Consider the following 19734-nt stretch of genomic DNA (forward strand, 5'->3'; position numbering starts at 1 on the left):
GTCTGGGCGGCTGGTGAGCCGCCGCTTCCATCTGCTTGGAGCTGACCATGGAATTTTTCAATTTTCTGATGTTTGACGTGCTGTCGGAGCCGGCCGTGCTGGTCGGCCTCATCGCCCTCATCGGCCTGATCGCCCAGAAGAAACCGGTGACCGAGTGCATCAAGGGCACGGTCAAGACCATCATGGGCTTCGTCATCCTGGGGGCCGGCGCCACCCTGGTGGTGAACTCGCTGGGCGACTTCGCCACCATCTTCCAGCACGCCTTCGGCATCAAGGGGGTCGTCCCCAACAACGAGGCGATCGTCTCCATCGCCCAGCAGTCGTTCGGCAAGGAGATGGCGATGATCATGTTCTTCGCCATGCTGGTGAACATCCTGATCGCCCGGCTCACCCCGTGGAAATTCATCTTCCTGACCGGTCACCACACCCTGTTCATGTCGATGATGGTGGCAGCCATCCTCTCCGCCGGCGGCATGAGCGGCATCCCGCTCATCGCGGTGGGCAGCCTGGTGGTCGGCGTGACCATGGTGCTGTTCCCGGCCCTTGCCCACCCCTACATGAAGCAGATCACCGGCTCGGACGATGTGGCACTCGGCCACTTCTCCACCTGCTCCTACGTGCTGGCCGGCTGGATCGGCGCCAAGTTCGGCAACAAGGCCCACAGCAGCGAAGAGGTGCAGGTGCCCAAAAGCCTGCTGTTCCTGCGCGATACCCCGGTGGCCATCTCCTTCACCATGGGCATCATCTTCCTCATCACCTCCGCCTTCGCCGGGCCCGAGTTCGTCGCCAGCGTCGCCAAGGGCAAGCACTGGTTCATGTTCTCCCTGATGCAGTCCATCACCTTCGCCGCCGGGGTCTACGTGATCCTGCAGGGGGTGCGGATGGTCATCGCCGAAATCGTGCCGGCTTTCAAGGGGATCTCCGACAAGCTGGTGCCCAACGCCAAGCCGGCGCTGGACTGCCCCATCGTCTTCCCCTACGCCCCCAATGCGGTGCTGATCGGCTTCCTGTCGAGCTTCGCCGCCGGTCTGGTGGGCATGGTGCTGCTCTACCTGCTGGGGCTCACCGTCATCATTCCAGGCGTCGTGCCGCACTTCTTCGTCGGTGCGGCGGCCGGGGTGTTCGGCAATGCCACCGGCGGTCGTCGCGGCGCTCTACTCGGTGCCTTCGCCAACGGCCTGCTGATCACCTTCCTGCCGGTGTTCCTGCTGCCGGTGCTGGGGGATCTCGGCTTTGCCAACACCACCTTCAGCGATGCCGACTTCGGCGTGGTGGGGATCCTGCTCGGCCTCATCGTACGCTGATCACTCTTGCCCATCGGGGGCATGGCCGACGGTGCCATGCCCCTGCTCATCTTCCCGCACTGCCAGCCGGGCCCCACCAGCCCGAACAACGTCGAAAATATGTGCAAACACAGTGCGTTGGATCGGATTTTCACCCCATAGCGGCAGCATCTGACAGGGGAGTACGATATGCTGATGCGCTGATGTTCAACCCGACCTCGCTCGAGGCCCTTTCCATGAAATACCTGGTAGTACAAACCAAACAGATAGGAGATGTGCTGATCTCCACCGCACTGTGCAACAACCTCAAGCAGCACGACCCTGCCGGGGAAGTTCACTATCTGGTCATGGATTACTGCGCGGGCATGGCAGAGGGAAACCCCAACATCGATCGGTTGATCGTCATCGAGAAGGCGCGCCGCAACGAGTGGCGCTACATGAAGGATTTGCTGCTGGGCATTCGCCGCGAGCGCTACGATGTGGTGATCAACAGCCAGGGCCAGATGATAGGCCTGCTCACCTGCCTCTTCTCCGGCGCCCGCCTGCGGATCGGCTTCGACTCTTTCCCATGGCGCCTGGGCCACAACCGCATCGTGCGCTTTCGCCATGACACCGAGCATCAGGGCAACAGCACCCTGGTGGACGACCGATTTTCACTGCTCAAGCCCCTCGGCCTCGCCAGGGAGGATCGCAACTACTATCTCTGGCTCAGCGACGCGGAGAGACAACGGGGGCGCGAGACCCTGCTGGCCGCTGGCGTCGACCCGACCCGGCCACTCATCGCCATGGGAGTGAACTCCCTCGGTCACTACAAGCGCTGGCCCATCGACTGCTTCGCCAAAGTCGCCCAGTGGCTCATCGAGGAGCACAATGCCCAGATCCTGGTCTATTGCGGACCGGGGGAAGAGGAGTACAACCGGGGGCTGAAGCCGCTGCTGCCAGAAGCGCTGCAGGCCAGCGTGTTTGACCATGTTCAGACCCGCTCGGTACGGGAGCTGGTGGGGCTCTTCGCCCATTGCCAGCTTTTCGTCGGCAATGACACCGGACCGCGCCATATGGCGCAGGCCATCGATCTGCCGCTGCTGACCATAGTGGCGCCTGGTGGCGACAAGATCATCGCCAACCCGGTGAACCACCCCCGCTATCAAGCCATCGATATCTTCGATGCCAAGGGAGAGGATTTCCAGCTGCCAACCCAGGAGAAGGACTTCTTCGATGAGGCCCTGTTCCGCGCAATTACGCCGGAGCTGGTGAAGACTCGTCTACTCACCCTGCCCGGATGGCAGACACCCACCCCCTGAACGCTTCTGCGAACTCATCGAGATCGAGAGAATTGATCTCCTGCTGCAGCACGTTTTTGGAAAAAATCACGACCGCATCAGCCTGGTTTGGATGCCATTCGGTGAAATTTTCACTACCACCACCAATATCGGGGTTATAAAGCCCCAAGACTGGCAATTGAAGCCCCGTCGCTATGTGGATGGTGGCTGTGTCCACCGAAACCAGCCCTTGGCAATGACGCATCTGAGTAAACAGGCCTCCCAGAGAAGGGACCTCTGGCGAGATCAGGATTCGCTCAGGTGCCGACACGCGGGCTTTCAGAGCTGAGACCTCCTGCTCCATTCCAGCAGGAAAGAGCAGACACAAGTGATGGGGGCAAGCCGCCAACATGCTCTCCAGCATGGGGACTATCTGCTCAGGCTGCAATCGACGCGAGCGCCCGCTACCATAAGGATTGAAAGCGATAACCCTCTGATTCACTGGCCACCACTCTGCAAGCTTTGTCTCCCATGCTGTGTCCATTGGCACTATATAGCGGGTATCGGGATTGGTAATGCCCATCCTGGATAACAGAAGAGAAAACTTGTCGGCGAAGTGCAAGCCTGCTGAAGCCTTCCCTAGTTTGATATCAACGCAAGCCAGACTATCGTCCATTCCCACAATATGAGAGGCATCGACTCGGGTCAGGAAGTAGATGTCCTTCATCTTGAGCTGCTTACCGAGATGAACCAGATAACCCACAGTTCCCAAGCGATGGGCCAGCCGTTTCAATTCACCATAACTGGGGCGCTTGGGCACCTCTATGACCTTGTCAGCCTTGAAGTGTTCGCGAAAGAGTGGCGCGACGTCAGGAGTGGTCACAATCCAGACTTCACGTTCCGGTTGAGCACATCGAATCTCTCTGGGAACCCAAGAGGAGATAATACTATCGCCCAATTTGGCATCCCAGCGGATTATCACTACAGGTCCGTTATCAGGTTTAGAGTTTATGTTGATGCGGTCAAATAGTTTGATGCCTAGGTATCGACGAATGCGATCTCTTGCATGTTGTAAAAAGCCTAATATCTGCATGAGCAACCCATTTCCATAAATCTACATTTTGTTTTTTATTTTTATATAAAAGACATAGTTATATATGTCATTAAAAAATCGCTCCTTGGCCCTGTAATACTCTTTTCGAATTCGACCGATTATATTTCTTGAGGCTGGCTTCACTCTAGCCCCGATATCTGAGTCCTCTCCGCTTTGCCATGCCAATGGTGGCTCGACACCATAATTATTGACCTTGTGTAAATACTCTTTATCCATGAAGTCATCGACCGGCCAAAACCATGTTTCCGATGCGGATAAAAATTTTGAGGCGGCAACTGGAGAGATAATATAAGCATGAGCACAACTGGGGCCCGTCATATATTTCACAACTGAATGACTCTCATCTATCTTTAACATATCTATCCACGGACCGATCCCCGGCAAAGAGCTACAAGTCCCACGCCCTAACCGAATATACTCAAACTCTCTGGATAGACCCTTCAGTTCACTCAAGACAGATTTAATATCAGCAGAGAACTCAATATCGTCCTCCATAATGAGCAACGGTTCCCCCAAACGTAAGCACTCATTCCAAAGTGATCTATGGCTTGAAAAACACCCCTGCTCTCCCTTTGTCAGTTCATGTCCTTTTTCCCACATTCGTTGAGCATTATCATACTCTTTTATCTCCGTTGTGAGTCCGTTCACAGCATCGAAAAATGTAAAGTCCAGTCCAAACGAAGATAGTTCACGAGATATTTTTTCTCGTCGGACAATCGATGTCGCCAAACTAATGACGCGAATCTTCATTTTGACTCCCAAAGACGATGGATGCTGTCATAACCAACGACGCGACAAAGAAACTGATACCGGAATTGTGGCCAAAGAACGCCTGACTGAGGCAATAGTCAATAGATGAGAACGTGGTAACAATAAGCAAGGTGGCCCCACAATGCACATCGATATTATGAGGCTGGCGCAATTTCCTCCTCACTATAAGCACAGGAGCAATCAACATGAACAACAAGGAACCCAGCCCCAAAATGCCACGTTTAGCCATTTCATCGAGAAATTGATTATGGGCATGAGAATTGAAGTTGAAAATAAACTGAGTTATCTTCCCCTGTTCCAATTGTGCCTTCTGTGATTCTCTTATCCCATGGTTACCCCAGCCAAACAGTGGCTTCTCTGTGAAACTTTGCCAAGCACTTTTCCATAGCTGCAGCCTGATACCGAGAGAAGTGTTGAGATTTGTCTTGTCCATATACTGGCTGATATCGCGCTGCGCCAGCTCAATTCTTTTTTCCACGCCACTCTCTGGCTGAACAACGAAGAAAACACCACAAAGAAGAACACTTATCACCATAATCAGGGTTCCCTTACGATAAAGGCACTCCTTAAACAACATTGCGATAGTGATCAAGATGACGGGGAGCATCACCCAGCCACCACGGGAACCCGAGAGAAAGCTGGCGCCCATGCCGGCACAGGTTCCCACCAGCATGAAAAGTGCGAAAGCCAGCTTCCCCTTCTTCTGCGCCCACAACAAACCACAGAGGCAAAACAATCCCAGTGACATGGCAATATTGCCGCTCTGAATTGGCATCACATCGCCAAATGCTCGCTCATAAGCCAAAAAGAACTTGTCATGGATAGCGATGGCAAACGCAAGAATGGCACCAATACCGCAACCCGACAGCAATATATTGAGGCGTACCGGCATGCAGGCCACTAAAGGCAATATGGCAGCCGCCATCAGCGCCTTGCTTGCCCTATCAATCTCACTGAACTTACCTCCATCCAGCCACACAGAAAGAGACATAACCAGAAAATAGAGCAACAAACCGAGTCCAATTAGCTTGAGTTCCCGAGGCATTGCCCAGGACTCACGCCTCTTCGTACACATAAAGTAAAGGCTGGCTAACAATAATACGGCGGGCCCATAAGAGTACCCACTTGAAACAGACAACGACAATGCCCCAAACAAGAAGGCTGACAGTTGCACCACCCAAGGCAAGACTTGGTCACAAGACAACTTAAACAAACCCTGGCGGGCCGACGAATCTGTACTTGAGGACATGCTCTTCTCTGTAACGGTCTTATTTTCTGAAGACATAGTTGCCACGGATCTTGCGCCACAGACCGAACATGTCGGTGCGGGGGAAGATGGCGATCCGGCGGATCTGGAACGGATCCCGGTGCATGGCTCTGGGGCCGCTGTTGGTGGCCACAGCATAGCGATAACCGGCGGCAACGGCCTGGGCTTTTGCACTGTCGTTCAGATCCCCGTAAGGATAGGCAAACGAGATCAGGGGATGGCCGAGCAACTGCTCCAGCCAGGCCTTGTTGGCCTGGATCTGGTGGGCCTGCTCCTCTGGGGGGAGCGTACTCAGGCGGGGGTGAGTCAGGGTATGGCCCCCGATCTCCACATGACCGGAGGCCACCAGCGCCTTGATCTCCTCCGGGGTCATCAGGGTCACCGGGGTATCGGGGTGGGTCGGGTGCTCCACATCCCAGCGATTGTGATCCTCACCGGTCACCACATAGACCACCGCCTTGTAGCCATACTTTTCCAGCAGCGGCAGCATGCGGGTGAGGTTGTCCCGATAGCCGTCGTCCACGGTGATCATCAGGTACTTCTTGCCGTATTGCAGCCGGTGGATGAACCCGTTCTCCGCCAGGTCGGCAAATGTCAGCGTCTCGTAGCCCAGCCACTTCATCAGCTTGAGGTGCTTCTCGAACATGGCGACCGGGAGCCAGGTGCCATGCACCCCCTTTTCGCTCTCGTGCTCGATGAAGCGGTGATACATGATGACCGGCATCTCCCGGCGCAGGGTCTCGACCACGGCATCCTGATAGACGGATTCCAGCCCGGTCACGACGCCTTGCAAATCATACTCTTGCAGGATCCGTTGGCGCACTGGGTCTGGCACCACCTTGGAGGCCAGCGCCGAAGGGATCTGCGCCTTCAGACCGGCAAAATCGATGGCCAGATCCCTGGGGCCGATGTCGCCGAAGTTGCTGGCGAGCGCCTCGTCCAGATTCTGCTCCGTCACCAGACCGATGGCCCTGGCTTCGCCGATGGCAAACGCCGGACGACCGCACAGCAGCGCCTCCATCGCCACCCGACCGGCACCGATCACCAGATCGCAGCCCGCCATCAGGGCGGGCACATCGTCCACATAACCGACGAAGTCGACCTTGTCCTGAAAACGGGCAAAACGCGCCGGCACCTGGGTACCGCTGACGACGCGCACCCGGCAGGCTTCCAGATCCAGTACCTCGTCCAGCAACCGGTAGCAGAGCTCCCCCTTGGGACCGCTCAGCCGACCAATGATGGCGATCACCGGTTTGTCGTTGTCCGGTATCGGCACGGGCTGGAACTTGTCGGTCTCGATGCCGTTGCGCAGCACCTGCACCATGGCCGGGTCCACCCCCAGGTTGTCGATGATCTGGCTGGCGATATCCTCGCACACCGCCACCGCCCGATAGCCCAGCGCATGGAATGCCTTGCGGGAGGCGTGTACCGGCTGGCGCCCGTGCACCGTGGTGATCATGGGGGTGCCGGTCAGCTTGCAGGCGACGTAGCTGCTCCAGCCCGAGGCGCGCGAATGGGCGTGTACAAGCTGGATCCTGTGCTTGCGGATCAGATAGATGAGATAGAAGACGTGCCAGAAGCGGCGCAGGATGCTGCGCTTGTTGAAGCGCAACCGAAAGACCGGCCCCAGAGTCGGTTTGGTCAGGGTGTCAGAGACGTAGAAAACCTGGTGGCCACGGCGGGTCAGCTCGTTGCCGACCGTGGTGGCATAGACCTCCGCGCCCGTCACTTCGAGCTGGGAGAGAGCCATCAATATGTTCATGCAAGCGCATCCGATCGACGGGTGGCCAGAGCCACCCGTCAGAGGGGGATCAAGCCCGGTTCAACCAGGCCATGTAATCGGCCACGCCTTCGGCCACAGTCTTGAACTCGCCGTCATAGCCGACGCCGCGCAACTTGGTGAGATCCGCCTGGGTGAAGCTCTGGTAGCGACCCTTGAGGTGATCCGGGAAGGGAATGTATTCGATGGCGCCTTTCTGGTGATGCCTGATCACGGCTTCCGCCACGTTCTGGAACGGCTCAGCCCGGCCGGTACCGCAGTTGAAGATGCCGGAGTGCTGCGGATTCTGCCAGAACCAGAGGTTCACCTTGCAGACGTCGTCCACGTAGATGAAGTCGCGCATCTGGCCGCCATCCGGGAAGCCGTCACAGCCCTCGAACAGCTTGGGATTGTCACCCTGCTTCACCTGGGTATTGAGGTGGAAGGCCACGGACGCCATGGAGCCCTTGTGCTGCTCGCGGGGACCATAGACGTTGAAGTACTTGAGACCCACCACCTGGGAGTTGATCTCCGGCATCCAGCGACGCACGTACTGATCGAACAACTGCTTGGAGTAGCCGTAGACGTTGAGGGGCTGCTCGAACCTGGGATCTTCGATGAAGTTGTCGTTGCGCCCGCCATAGGTCGCGGCGGAAGAGGCGTAGATGAAGGGGATTTCCCGTTCGATGCAGTAGTGGAACAGATCCTTGGAGTACTCGTAGTTGACCTCCATGATGAACTTGCCGTTCCACTCGGTGGTCGCGGAGCAGGCGCCTTCGTGGAAGATCACCTCGATGCCGTCATCCCACTCCTCGAATTCGTCACCGGAGACGATCCGCGCCTGGAACTCGTCCTTGTCCATGTAGTCGGCGATGGTGAGGTCGACCAGGTTGACGAACTTGGTGCCGTCGGTCAGGTCATCGATGACCACGATATCGGTCCGTCCTTGAGCGTTCAGCTGCTTGACCAGATTGCTGCCGATAAAGCCAGCACCGCCAGTTACTACGATCATGGAGTTTGCCTCGCGTACGTTGTGGCCCCGTGTGACTGCCTGTTAAAGCTGTGTATAGTGGGCCAATTTGAAATTGCCGAAAAGTTTATCACGGGCCGCAAGGGGATTCGACCTCGATGACTTTTCCCCTTCGGGCCCGGCAGAGGGACCAGCGATGAAGACCAGAGACAGGATCATCCACAGCGCCACCGAGCTGTTCAACGATCAGGGCGAGCGCAACATTACCACCAACCACATTGCCGCACACCTTGGCATCAGCCCGGGCAACCTTTACTACCACTTCAGAAACAAAGAAGACATCATCCACTCCATCTTCGATCAGTACGCCCGCCACCTGAGCGACAGCTTCACTCCGATCCGCAGCAGCGAGATCCGGCTGGAGGATCTGATGGGCTACCTGGATGCCATCTTCTATTTGATGTGGCAGTTCCGCTTCTTCTACGCGAATCTGCCGGACATCCTGAGTCGCGACGAGTTGCTGCAGCAGAAATACCTCAAGGCACAGGAGCAGCTCCGTGCCACCGTGGAGACGCTGCTCAGAAGCCTGCGCGAAGGCGGCATCATCGCCGTCAGCGATGAAGACCTGCCGGATCTCGGCCAGACCATCAAGATGGTCGTCACCTGCTGGATCCCGTTCCAGATCGCCCAGGCCCCGGCCACCCGCATCACCAAACCCCTGCTCTACCAGGGGGTCTTGCGGGTGCTGTTTTTGCTGCGACCCTACGTGCAGCCACAGGTGGCCCCCCAGATACATCAACTGGAGCAACATTATCACCAACTGGCCCAACCAGCCGGGTGAGATCTGTTTCACAATTGTTGATTATCAGCATAAAAATTTGAATTTATACGCAGGGATTACAGTAAAATGTTGCCCATTCTAGGGTCTGTCGGCGTTTCGTCGCGACCGTGACGACGCCGAACCGTGCGGGTTGCACGGCCCGGGATCCTGATAACACAGTCGATACAGCAATGAGGACCGAGGATGTCTAACGGATTCTATCGTCACCTGACCGAACAGCTCGAACAGGTCAAGGCGGAAGGGCTATACAAGCAGGAGCGCATCATCACCTCGGCCCAGCAGGCCCAGATTGCGGTGGGCGGCGAGCAGGTACTGAACTTCTGTGCCAACAACTACCTGGGGCTGGCCAACCACCCCGACCTGATTGCCGCCGCCCATCAGGGGCTCGAGAGCCACGGCTTCGGCATGGCCTCCGTGCGCTTCATCTGCGGTACCCAGGACCAGCACAAGGCGCTAGAGCAGAAGCTGTCCGCCTTCCTCGGCACCGAAGACAGCATCCTCTACTCCTCCTGCTTCGACGCCAACGGCGGTCTGTTCGAGACCCTTTTCGGTGCCGAAGACGCCATCATCTCCGACGCCCTCAACCATGCCTCCATCATCGATGGGGTGCGGTTGTGCAAGGCCAGGCGCTATCGCTACGCCAACAACGACATGGCCGAACTGGAAGCCCAGCTCAAGCAGGCCGATGCCGACGGCGCCCGCTTCAAGCTGATCGCCACCGACGGCGTCTTCTCCATGGATGGCGTCATCGCCGACCTCAAATCCATCTGCGATCTGGCCGACAAGTACGATGCGCTGGTGATGGTGGATGACTCCCACGCCGTCGGCTTCATCGGTGAGAACGGCCGCGGCACCCACGAATACTGCGAGGTGATGGAACGGGTCGACATCATCACCGGTACCCTGGGCAAGGCGCTGGGTGGCGCGTCCGGTGGCTACACCTCCGGCAAGAAAGAGGTGATCGACTGGTTGCGTCAGCGCTCCCGTCCCTACCTCTTCTCCAACTCCCTGGCACCCTCCATCGTCTCGGCCACCATCAAGGTGATCGACATGCTGGCCGAGGGTCACGACCTGCGTGCCCGCCTCAAGGAGAACAGTGCCTACTTCCGCGAGCGCATGAGCGCCGCCGGCTTTACCCTGGCCGGTGCCGATCACGCCATCATTCCGGTCATGCTGGGGGATGCCAAACTGGCCGCCGAGATGGCGAGCCGCATGCTGGACGCCGGTATCTACGTGGTGGGCTTCTCCTTCCCCGTGGTACCCAAGGGTCAGGCGCGCATCCGGACCCAGATGTCCGCCGCCCATACCCGGGAGCAACTGGACAAGGCGATCGATGCCTTCATTCGCATCGGTCGCGAGCTCGGTGTGATTTGATCACATGGCTGGCTGATTAAAACGGGGGCCAAGGTTGGGCCCCATTTTATTACCCTCTGTACCCGGCATGGCGCCGTGAGGAATCTGTCATGAAAGCACTCTCCAAACTCAAATCCGAAGTCGGCATCTGGATGACCGATGTCCCGGCTCCCGAGCTCGGCCACAACGATCTGCTCATCAAGATCCGCAAGACCGCCATCTGCGGCACCGACATGCACATCTACAACTGGGACGAGTGGGCCCAGAAGACCATTCCCGTCCCCATGGTGGTGGGGCACGAGTATGTGGGAGAGGTGGTCGCCGTCGGCCAGGAAGTGCGCGGCTTCGCCATCGGCGATCGCGTCTCCGGCGAAGGCCACATCACCTGCGGCCACTGCCGCAACTGCCGTGCCGGTCGCACCCACCTGTGCCGCAACACCATTGGTGTGGGTGTGAACCGCCCGGGTTCCTTCGCCGAATACCTGGTGATCCCGGCCTTCAACGCCTTCAAGCTGCCGGACAACATCCCCGATGAGCTGGCCGCCATCTTCGATCCGTTCGGCAACGCCGTGCACACCGCCCTCTCCTTCGATCTGGTGGGTGAAGACGTGCTCATCACCGGCGCAGGCCCCATCGGCATCATGGCCGCTGCCGTCTGCCGTCACGTTGGCGCCCGTCACGTGGTGATCACCGACGTCAACGAATACCGGCTGGAACTGGCCCGCAAGATGGGCGCCACCCGTGCCGTCAACGTAGCCAAGGAGAAGCTCTCCGATGTCATGGAAGATCTCGGCATGACCGAAGGGTTCGATGTGGGGCTGGAGATGTCCGGGGTGCCCAACGCCTTCCAGGACATGATCGACAAGATGAACCACGGCGGCAAAATCGCCATGCTCGGCATTCCTCCCTCCACCATGGCCATCGACTGGGGCAAGGTGATCTTCAAGGGACTCTTCATCAAGGGGATCTACGGCCGCGAAATGTTCGAAACCTGGTACAAGATGGCAAGCCTCATCCAGTCTGGCCTGGATCTCAGCCCCATCATCACCCACCATTTCCATATCGATGACTTCCAGCAGGGCTTCGAAGCCATGGGCTCGGGCAAGTCCGGCAAGGTGATCCTGAACTGGGATTGACGACGCGCGAGGGGCGTCTGGGCAATCAGCGCGCCCTCTTTTGTTCAGCCTCACGAAACCCGGCGCATGCCGGGTTTTTTTATGTGGGATCACCCCTTCCCGCTCTACCACTTTGTTTGCAGATTGCTTAACACTTCACACACAAGCGTTTAAATGGCTGTAACTATTCGGTTATAATCCCGTCGTTTTCTGGGGATAATAAGAGCCTGCTGGGAGTACATGAGCGTGTTGAAAAAACTGAGCTATTTGCTGGCTGCCGGGATGGCGGCCGCCACTCTGTCCGGCGCCGTCCTTGCCGCCGATGACATGTCGACAGAGGCCATCGCCGAGCGTATTGCCCCGGTTGGCCAGGTTTATACCGCCAAGGATCTGGAAGGCATTGCGACCGCCGCGGCCGCGCCTGCGGCAGCCTCCTCCGGCCCACGTGACGGAGAGACCGTGTTCAAGGGTGCCTGCTTCGCCTGCCACGATACCGGTGCCGCCGGCGCCCCCAAGCGAGGTGACAAGGCCGCCTGGGAGCCACGCATCGCCCAGGGATTCGACACCTTGCGCAAACACGCCATCGAAGGCTTCACCGGCAAGGCTGGCATGATGCCACCGCGGGGGACCTGCGCCACCTGCAGTGACGAAGAGATCGAGAACGCCATTCACTACATGATCGACAAGCTCTAAGTAATTGAAAGGGCTCCTCTTGCAGCCCTTTCAATCCCATCACTTCCGACTACGCTTGAAGGTAAGTTTTTTCGGGAGTGTTGCATGTCAGTTCAGCCCACCACACCGCCAGACTCGCACTCCTTGCTGGCGGTCGTCTCCTCCATCATGGATTTCCCCGCCCCCGGCATTGCCTCCCCCGAGGATTACGCCCGACTGGTCGGCCTGCTGGACACACTCTGCCCTCTGCAACATTTCGCCATGCTGGGGCTGGCCGACGGGGGGCTGAACTGGCGCTACACCTATCAGCTTCCCGACGTGTTCAAACAACAATTGGGACGGGAAGAACCTCGCCTCACCGAACAGCTCACCCGGCTCGATGAAGGTCAGGGCTGGTGCGTGCAGCCTGTGGAGCATATCGACGTGCAGTGGTTGTTGGCACGCAGCACCCCGGAGCAGGCACCCACCCTGAGGCTGCTGCTGGAGTGCCTGGCCAAACGCCTGCACGAAACCCAGACCGGTACCCAGCTGGCGGGGCAGGCCTCCCCTCTCATGCAGCGGGATCCCCAGTGGCAGGAGAAAATCGAGAAGATCGGCCGAGTGATGCGCCTGGCTCACAACCTGCCTCAGCATGCCCTGTTTGCCCAGTTGGAAGCTGTGTTGCGCCAGATGCTCTCGGTCAGCGACATGTTGCTGATCCGGCTGGAAAACCAGCGACTGGAGCGACTCTATCCACCACACCTGACATACGACGATGACATCATTCGGGCCATGTGCCACAGCACCAACAGCGTAGAGCGCCATGAAGAGGGGCTTTACTGGTACAGCCTGCCCCTGCGCCAGCAGCAGCAATACTTTGCCCACCTCATCCTCAACATGACCCGGCCTCTGGAAACCGATGACAGGCTGTTCCTCGATTTCCTGCGCCATCAGCTGACCCTGTTGCTGGAGCTCAAAAGGGTGCGACAGCAACTCGATGAGCTCAACTCGGAGGAGTCCATCAACCAGCGACTCCAACAGCTGCGCCAAACCAACTTGAGGTTGCAGAAACGGCTCAAGCATCATCAGGAGCTGGAGCGGCGGCTCCAGTTCAATGCCTTGCACGACCCGCTGACCCAGTTGCCAAACCGGGCGCTGCTGATGAATCACCTGCATCATGCCATGACCCGCTACCGCCGTTACCAGACAGCCGGCTTCACCCTGATCTTCGTCGATGTGGATCACTTCAAGCAGGTCAATGACGCCCTGGGCCACAGTGCTGGCGATCAGTTGCTGCAGGAGCTGGGCAGCAGGCTGCAAGGCTGCATCCGGCAAAATGACATGGTGGCGAGGCTCGGAGGGGACGAATTCGTCATCTATCTGGACAACAGCCAGCGGGAAGAGGACATCAGCCCCGTGCTCAATCGCCTGATTGGCCGTATCGGCCATCCGTTCCGGCTCCAGGGCAACGAACTGACCATCACCGTCAGTCTGGGGGTCGCCAGTGTGACGGAGCAAACGGCCGATGTCAGTGAACTGCTGCACCAGGCAGACCTCGCCATGTACCAGGCCAAGCGCAACGGCCGCAGCCGCATCGTCATGTATTCGGAGGCCTGTACCGAACAGGCGGGGTCACCGGAAGAGCGGCTCTTCAGAGCCTTGCGGGAAGGGCGGATTGTGCCCTACTTCCAGCCGGTGATCAGGCTGTGTGACAGCCGCCTGGTCGGACTGGAGGTGATGGCGCGCTGGATAACGGAGGAAGGGGAGCTCAAGGATGCATTCGACTTCATTCCTCTGGCGGAACAGTGCGGCCTCATTCAGGATCTGGACCGCCAGATCCTCAAGCGCACCTGCCAGCAACTGAAGCTTTGGCAACCCGCCTCCGGGGTCGGTCGTTTCAGGATAGCCATCAACCTCTCCGGCAAGCACCTGGCCAGCCACGAGCAGATCATGCAACTGCTCACCATCATGGAGGAGGAGGGTGTCATCCCCGCATGTTTCATCTTTGAGTTCAACGAACGCGAGCTCTCCCGGCAGAGTGCCGACTCCCTCACTGCCTTGCATGAACTGAGGGCGAAAGGGATCCAGGTCAGCCTGGATGACTTCGGCACCGGCTTCTCTTCCCTCAACGCCCTGTTTCACTTCCCGGTGGATTACATCAAGGTGGACGACAGCTTCACCCATCGCATGTTGAACTCCCCCAAGGATCTGGCGCTTATCCGTGCCATGCGGGACATCTGCCAGGACCTCGACTTCACCCTGGTGGTCGAGGGGATCGAAAATCAGCAGCAGTTGCAAAAGCTCATCGAGCTTGGCTGCGCCCTCGGGCAAGGGCGCCATATCTCGCCCCCGCTGCCGGGAGCCGATATTCCCCCTCTGCTGGGTCAGGCTTCTCGAGAGACCAAGCCTTCCGACCTCAATCCTTCTTGAACAGGGCCCGCAGGTTGGCGACACCAACCTGCCCCTTCTGCTGGCGCTCCTCGGCCGTCACCTTCTTCTGGTTTTCCCACTCCAGGTCATCCTGGGGCAGCTCCAGCAGGAAGCGGCTCGGCTCCGGCCGCACCGACTCGCCAAACTGGCGGCGCTCCTTGCAGAGAGTAAAGGTCAGCTCGGTCTGGGCCCGGGTGATCCCCACGTAGGCGAGGCGCCGCTCCTCCTCCACGTTGTCCTCGTCGATGCTGGTCTGGTGCGGCAGCAGCCCCTCCTCCATACCCACCATGTAGACATAGGGAAACTCCAGTCCCTTGGAGGCGTGCAATGTCATCAGCTGCACCTGATCCGCCTCATCCTCCCCTTCGTTGCGCTCCATCATGTCCCGCAGGGTGAGCCGGGTAACCACCTGAGCCAGCGTCATCGACTCCTCCAGCTCATCCCCTTCCAGCATCTCGCTGATCCAGCGATAAAGGGTGGAGACGTTTTGCATCCGCATCTCCGCCGCCTTCGGACTGGGGGAGGTCTCATAGAGCCACTCCTCGTAATGGATCTCCTTGATCATGTCCCGTACCGCCTCCACCGGATTGCCGCGCAGCGCCTGATCGCCAAGCCTCACCAGCCAGTTGGTGAAGGCCTGCAGGGCGGATAGACCGCGTCCGGAGAGGTGTTGCTCCAGCCCCAGCTCGAAACTGGCGGCAAACAGGCTCTTGCCACGCTGGTTGGCGTACTGGCCCAGTTTTTCGAGGGTAGTGGGGCCTATCTCGCGGCGCGGCAGGTTGACCACCCGCAGGAAGGCGGTGTCCTCGTCCGGGTTCACCAGCAGCTTGAGGTAGGCCATGATGTCCTTGATCTCGGTGCGGGAGAAAAATGAGGTACCGCCCGAGATACGGTAGGGAATGCGGTTGGTCATCAGCGCCTTCTCGAAGATGCGCGACTGATGGTTGCCCCGATAGAGGATCGCGTAATCCTTGAACCGGGTGCGGTTCATGAACTTGTGGCCCATCAGCTCGGCGGCGATACGCTCCGCCTCGTGCTCCTCGTTCTTGGCAAACAGCACCTTGAGCTTCACCCCCTCGTCCAGCTCGGAGAAGAGCGCCTTGTCGTAGACGTGGGGGTTGTTGGCGATCAGGATGTTGGCGCACTTGAGGATGCGCCGCTTGGAGCGGTAGTTTTGCTCCAGCTTGATGAGCCGCAGATTGGGGAAATCTTCGTTCAGCAGCACCAGGTTCTGCGGCTTGGCCCCACGCCAGGAGTAGATGGACTGGTCGTCATCCCCCACCACGGTAAAACGGGCCCGCTCGCCGACGATCTGCTTCACCAGCTCGTACTGACTGGTGTTGGTGTCCTGGTATTCGTCGACCAGCAGATAGCGGATCTTGTTCTGCCAGCGCTCGCGCACCTCCTGGTTGCTCTTGAGCAGCAGGGTCGGCATCACGATGAGGTCGTCAAAATCCAGCGCGTTGTAGGCCACCATCTGGCGGTGGTAGCGCTCGTAGAGCTGGGCCATCAGCACCTCTTCCGGCCCGTGGGCGATGCGCATGGCGCGAGCCGGCAGGATGAGATCGTTCTTCCAGTTGGAGATCTGGCTGATGAGGGCCGAGAGCTTGTCCTTGTCGTTGTCGAGCTCTGCCTCGGTCAGCTCCTTGAGCAGCGCCAGCTGATCGGTGTCATCAAACAGGGAGAAGTTGGCCTTGAGGTTCAGGCTCTTGTGCTCGCGGCGGATGATCTCGAGCCCCAGGGTATGGAAAGTGGAGACCATCAGCCCCCGCGCCTCCTTGCGACCCAGGGTCTGGCCGACCCGCTCCTTCATCTCCCGCGCCGCCTTGTTGGTAAAGGTGACCGCCGCTATGTTGCGTGCGTTGTAGCCGCACTGCTGTACCAGATAGGCAATCTTGTTGGTGATGACGCGGGTCTTGCCCGATCCGGCACCCGCCAGCACCAGGCAAGGGCCGGAGACATACTTGACCGCTTCGTTCTGATTGGGGTTGAGCTTCATGGGCCGGATCTCTTGGCTTATGATGAGGGGCGGCATTGTAGCAGAGATCCCGCAGGCAGCCGAAACCGGGCACGGGATCCCGCCACTTCATCTTGTGTTTACCCGCCATTTTCCGGATCATGACCGACTTTTCCAGACGAGATGAGGGGAGCATGAATCAGCAACAGCACGACCGGCTGCGCGGCCAGTTTCCAGCCTTGGCGCAGGAGGTGAACGGCCACCCTCTGGTCTATCTGGACAACGCCGCCACCACCCAGAAACCGCAAGCCGTGCTGGATGCGATCAATCACTACTATCGGACCGACAATGCCAACGTGCACCGCGCCGCCCATGCCCTGAGCGGCCGGGCCACACGCGCCTTCGAAGATGCCCGCGAGACGGTTGCCCGCTTTATCAATGCCCCTCGCAGCCACGAAGTGATATGGACCCGTGGCACCACGGAGGCGATCAATCTGGTGGCCCAGAGCTGGGGGATGAGCGAGCTGAGGGCGGGGGATGAAATCGTGCTCAGCACCCTGGAGCATCACGCCAATATCGTCCCCTGGCAGCTGGTCGCCCAGCGTACCGGTGCCGTCATCCGGGTCATCCCCCTCGATGAGCGGGGCGATCTCGACATCGCTGCCTATCTGGCCCTGCTGGGACCACGTACCCGACTGGTGAGCGTGGCTCACGTCTCCAATGCCCTGGGCACCGTCAATCCAGTCAAAGAGATGGTGGCAGCGGCCAAGGCGGTCGGGGCCCTGAGCCTCATCGACGGCGCCCAGGCGGTGGCCCATCTCGTGGTGGATGTGCAGGCTATCGGCTGCGACTTCTACGCCTTCTCCGGCCACAAGCTCTATGGCCCGACCGGGATCGGCGTGCTGTGGGGCCGCACTGAGCTATTGGAGCGGATGCCCCCCTGGCAGGCCGGCGGCGAGATGATAGACAGGGTCAGCTTCAGCGGCACCACCTTCAACACCCTGCCCTTCAAATTCGAGGCAGGCACCCCCCATATTGCCGGCGCCATCGGCCTGGCCGCAGCCATCGGCTTTGTGATGGAGCAGGACAAGGATTCATTGGCCAGCCATGAAGCGGCGCTGACCGACTATCTGGTTGCCGGACTGCAACAGGTGCCAGGGCTGCGTCTGGTCGGCGACCCCGGTCAGCGCGCCGGCGCCATCTCCTTCCTGCTGGAGGATATCCACCCACAGGACGCCGCCACCCTGCTCGACATGCAGGGCATAGCCCTGCGGGTCGGCCATCACTGCGCCATGCCGCTGATGGAATCGCTCGGTATCGGCGGCACGATGCGTGCCTCCCTGGCCTGCTACAACAATCGGGACGATGTCGACGCCCTGCTGGCCGCCCTGCACAAACTCCGTGACTTCTTCTAAGGCAGACAATCCAATGAACAGCCTCGCAACCTACACCCGGATAGGCGTTGAGCCCGACGCAAATAGCATCCGTCAGCAGTTTGCGGCAGCAAACGGCTGGGAGAACCAGTACCGACTCATCATCCAGCTCAGCAAACTGCTGCCTGCACTGCCCGGCGAATGGCAGCAGGAGGCATTTCGCCTCAAGGGGTGTGAGAGCCAGGCTTGGTTGAAAGGAGAGAAAGGTGAGGATGGCAACTGGCACTTTGCTTGCGATTCCGATGCCCGCATCGTGCGCGGTCTGATTGTCATCGTACTGGCGGCGCTCAACCACCAATCTGCAGCGACGATCCACTCCTTCGACATGGAGGACTATTTCACCGAACTGGGGCTGGAGAAACACTTGAGCCCGTCGCGGGGCAACGGGCTCAGAGCTATCGTGTTGGCAATCCGGGGGCTGGCCGTCTAATCCGCCTTGTCCAGTGGTCGATCAGGCTTCGCCAATCGACCCTGCGCCTTCATTTCCGGCCTCTTTCTCGGCGCGGGCTCCCCGCTCGGCAATCTTCTTCAATACCCGAGACGCAGCAACCAAGCCAAAGGTCGCCGTCACCGGCGTCACGGCACCGAAGCCGGAGGCGCAATCCATCTTCATATTGCCGTCGCTGGCCGCCTTGGCCTGGCAGGTGCCGCCATTGCCATCCGGATAACTCAGCTGCTCGGTTGAGAAGACACACTCCACCCCGAATTTGCGCGCCGGATTCTTGCTGAAGTTGTGCTGTCGGCGCAGGTCGGAGCGCACCTTGGCGGCCAGCGGATCCTGAATGGTCTTGGCCAGATCGGCCACGGTGATCTGGGTGGGGTCCATCTGCCCACCGGCGCCGCCCGCCACAATCACCGGGATCTTGTTGCGCTTGCAGAAGGCAATCAGCGCCACCTTGGCCTTGACCGAGTCGATGGCATCCACCACATAGTCAAACTCCCGCTTGATATGCTCGCCCAGGTTGTCGGCGGTAACGAAGTCATCCACCTCGATCACCTCGCAATCCGGGTTGATGGCTCGAATGCGCTCGGCCATCACCTCCGTCTTGAGGCGACCGACCGTGCCCTGCATGGCGTGGATCTGGCGATTGGTGTTGGTGATGCAGATGTCATCCATGTCGATCAGAGTGATCTGGTTGATACCGGCCCGAGCCAGCGCCTCGGCCGCCCAGGAGCCGACGCCACCAATCCCTACCACACAGACTTTCGCCTGGCTGAAGGAACGCAGCGCACTCTGACCATAAAGACGGGCTATGCCCCCGAATCGCTGTAGATACTCTGCTTTCATACCACCACCTTGCTTGAGGGCGGCCATTATAGCGGCAACCTCTCTCAGGGGCGATGATCGGATGATGGTGGTGTTGATGTGAGTGAGAGAAAAGGAGTGCGGTATCGAAAACGAAAAAAAGCCCAGTCTTTCGACTGGGCTTCTTAAGTAGTGGCGGAGCGGACGGGACTCGAACCCGCGACCCCCGGCGTGACAGGCCGGTATTCTAACCGACTGAACTACCGCTCCGCATTCGGTTAGCTT

Annotated in this window: 16 protein-coding genes and 1 tRNA gene; 9 read left to right on the top strand and 8 right to left on the bottom strand. The window is 59.0% G+C overall.

What is annotated here, in order from left to right; genetic code table 11:
- The first annotated feature begins 47 nt into the window (after window positions 1-47).
- Window positions 48-1304, top strand: coding sequence for a PTS ascorbate transporter subunit IIC (locus AB5Y59_RS03865; RefSeq protein WP_011704190.1), 1257 nt, complete (start codon window positions 48-50; stop codon window positions 1302-1304).
- Between the two features lie 215 nt (window positions 1305-1519).
- Window positions 1520-2584 carry a glycosyltransferase family 9 protein gene (locus tag AB5Y59_RS03870; RefSeq protein WP_368211505.1) on the top strand — a complete coding sequence of 355 codons (1065 nt, stop codon included), beginning with the start codon at window positions 1520-1522 and terminating at the stop codon, window positions 2582-2584.
- Here AB5Y59_RS03870 and AB5Y59_RS03875 read toward each other — a convergent pair.
- Genes AB5Y59_RS03875 through rfaD form a run of 5 tightly spaced genes read right to left on the bottom strand, consistent with a single transcriptional unit; the run spans window position 2550 to window position 8465 of the window.
- Complete coding sequence (locus AB5Y59_RS03875; RefSeq protein WP_103261201.1) at window positions 2550-3635, bottom strand: glycosyltransferase family 9 protein; 1086 nt, start codon at window positions 3633-3635, stop codon at window positions 2550-2552. The genes AB5Y59_RS03870 and AB5Y59_RS03875 overlap by 35 nt on opposite strands.
- Window positions 3636-3656: 21 nt before the next feature.
- A complete protein-coding gene (locus AB5Y59_RS03880; RefSeq protein WP_182951417.1) occupies window positions 3657-4406 on the bottom strand; it encodes a glycosyltransferase family 25 protein in 750 nt (249 codons plus the stop codon).
- Complete coding sequence (locus AB5Y59_RS03885) at window positions 4387-5676, bottom strand: O-antigen ligase (RefSeq protein ID WP_103260984.1); 1290 nt, start codon at window positions 5674-5676, stop codon at window positions 4387-4389. The genes AB5Y59_RS03880 and AB5Y59_RS03885 overlap by 20 nt, the downstream gene beginning before the upstream one ends.
- A 19-nt stretch (window positions 5677-5695) precedes the next feature.
- Entirely contained in the window at window positions 5696-7456 is a 1761-nt protein-coding gene (locus tag AB5Y59_RS03890; protein WP_223920210.1) for a polysaccharide deacetylase family protein, read from the bottom strand.
- A 49-nt stretch (window positions 7457-7505) separates the two neighbouring features.
- Window positions 7506-8465, bottom strand: coding sequence for an ADP-glyceromanno-heptose 6-epimerase (gene rfaD, locus AB5Y59_RS03895; protein WP_039041134.1), 960 nt, complete (start codon window positions 8463-8465; stop codon window positions 7506-7508).
- Window positions 8466-8619: 154 nt separating this feature from the next.
- Between rfaD and AB5Y59_RS03900 the strand changes: the two genes are divergently transcribed.
- The 5 genes from AB5Y59_RS03900 (at window position 8620) to AB5Y59_RS03920 (ending at window position 14813) form a co-directional block, all read left to right on the top strand.
- A complete protein-coding gene (locus AB5Y59_RS03900; protein WP_010672429.1) occupies window positions 8620-9264 on the top strand; it encodes a TetR/AcrR family transcriptional regulator in 645 nt (214 codons plus the stop codon).
- 183 nt (window positions 9265-9447) lie between these two features.
- Window positions 9448-10638, top strand: a complete 1191-nt coding sequence (locus tag AB5Y59_RS03905; protein WP_049636419.1) for a glycine C-acetyltransferase — start codon at window positions 9448-9450, stop codon at window positions 10636-10638.
- An 89-nt stretch (window positions 10639-10727) separates the two neighbouring features.
- Complete coding sequence (gene tdh / locus AB5Y59_RS03910) at window positions 10728-11753, top strand: L-threonine 3-dehydrogenase (RefSeq protein WP_368211504.1); 1026 nt, start codon at window positions 10728-10730, stop codon at window positions 11751-11753.
- Window positions 11754-11972: 219 nt separating this feature from the next.
- Window positions 11973-12425: a cytochrome c5 family protein gene (locus tag AB5Y59_RS03915; protein ID WP_039041132.1), complete on the top strand. Its 453-nt coding sequence runs from the start codon at window positions 11973-11975 to the stop codon at window positions 12423-12425.
- Window positions 12426-12509: 84 nt separating this feature from the next.
- Window positions 12510-14813, top strand: a complete 2304-nt coding sequence (locus AB5Y59_RS03920; RefSeq protein WP_049636418.1) for a bifunctional diguanylate cyclase/phosphodiesterase — start codon at window positions 12510-12512, stop codon at window positions 14811-14813.
- Here AB5Y59_RS03920 and rep read toward each other — a convergent pair.
- A complete protein-coding gene (rep, locus tag AB5Y59_RS03925) occupies window positions 14800-16812 on the bottom strand; it encodes a DNA helicase Rep (protein ID WP_010672424.1) in 2013 nt (670 codons plus the stop codon). The genes AB5Y59_RS03920 and rep overlap by 14 nt on opposite strands.
- 152 nt (window positions 16813-16964) lie before the next feature.
- On the opposite strand from rep, the gene AB5Y59_RS03930 reads away from it, so the two are divergent.
- Both AB5Y59_RS03930 and AB5Y59_RS03935 read left to right on the top strand, forming a co-directional pair.
- Window positions 16965-18185 (top strand): cysteine desulfurase, encoded by a 1221-nt coding sequence (locus AB5Y59_RS03930; protein ID WP_139737567.1) that lies wholly within the window; start codon window positions 16965-16967, stop codon window positions 18183-18185.
- A gap of 13 nt (window positions 18186-18198) precedes the next feature.
- A complete protein-coding gene (locus AB5Y59_RS03935; RefSeq protein WP_180344851.1) occupies window positions 18199-18633 on the top strand; it encodes a SufE family protein in 435 nt (144 codons plus the stop codon).
- A gap of 21 nt (window positions 18634-18654) precedes the next feature.
- Here the strand turns inward: AB5Y59_RS03935 and tcdA are convergent, their stop codons facing one another.
- Together tcdA and AB5Y59_RS03945 are read right to left on the bottom strand one after the other, a co-directional pair.
- Window positions 18655-19491 carry a tRNA cyclic N6-threonylcarbamoyladenosine(37) synthase TcdA gene (gene tcdA, locus AB5Y59_RS03940; protein WP_128297217.1) on the bottom strand — a complete coding sequence of 279 codons (837 nt, stop codon included), beginning with the start codon at window positions 19489-19491 and terminating at the stop codon, window positions 18655-18657.
- A 151-nt stretch (window positions 19492-19642) separates the two neighbouring features.
- Window positions 19643-19719: transfer RNA gene (locus AB5Y59_RS03945), tRNA-Asp, on the bottom strand.
- Window positions 19720-19734: the final 15 nt, after the last annotated feature.

The sequence above is a fragment of the Aeromonas sp. s10 genome, assembly GCF_040907975.1.
Lineage (GTDB): Bacteria > Pseudomonadota > Gammaproteobacteria > Enterobacterales > Aeromonadaceae > Aeromonas > Aeromonas caviae.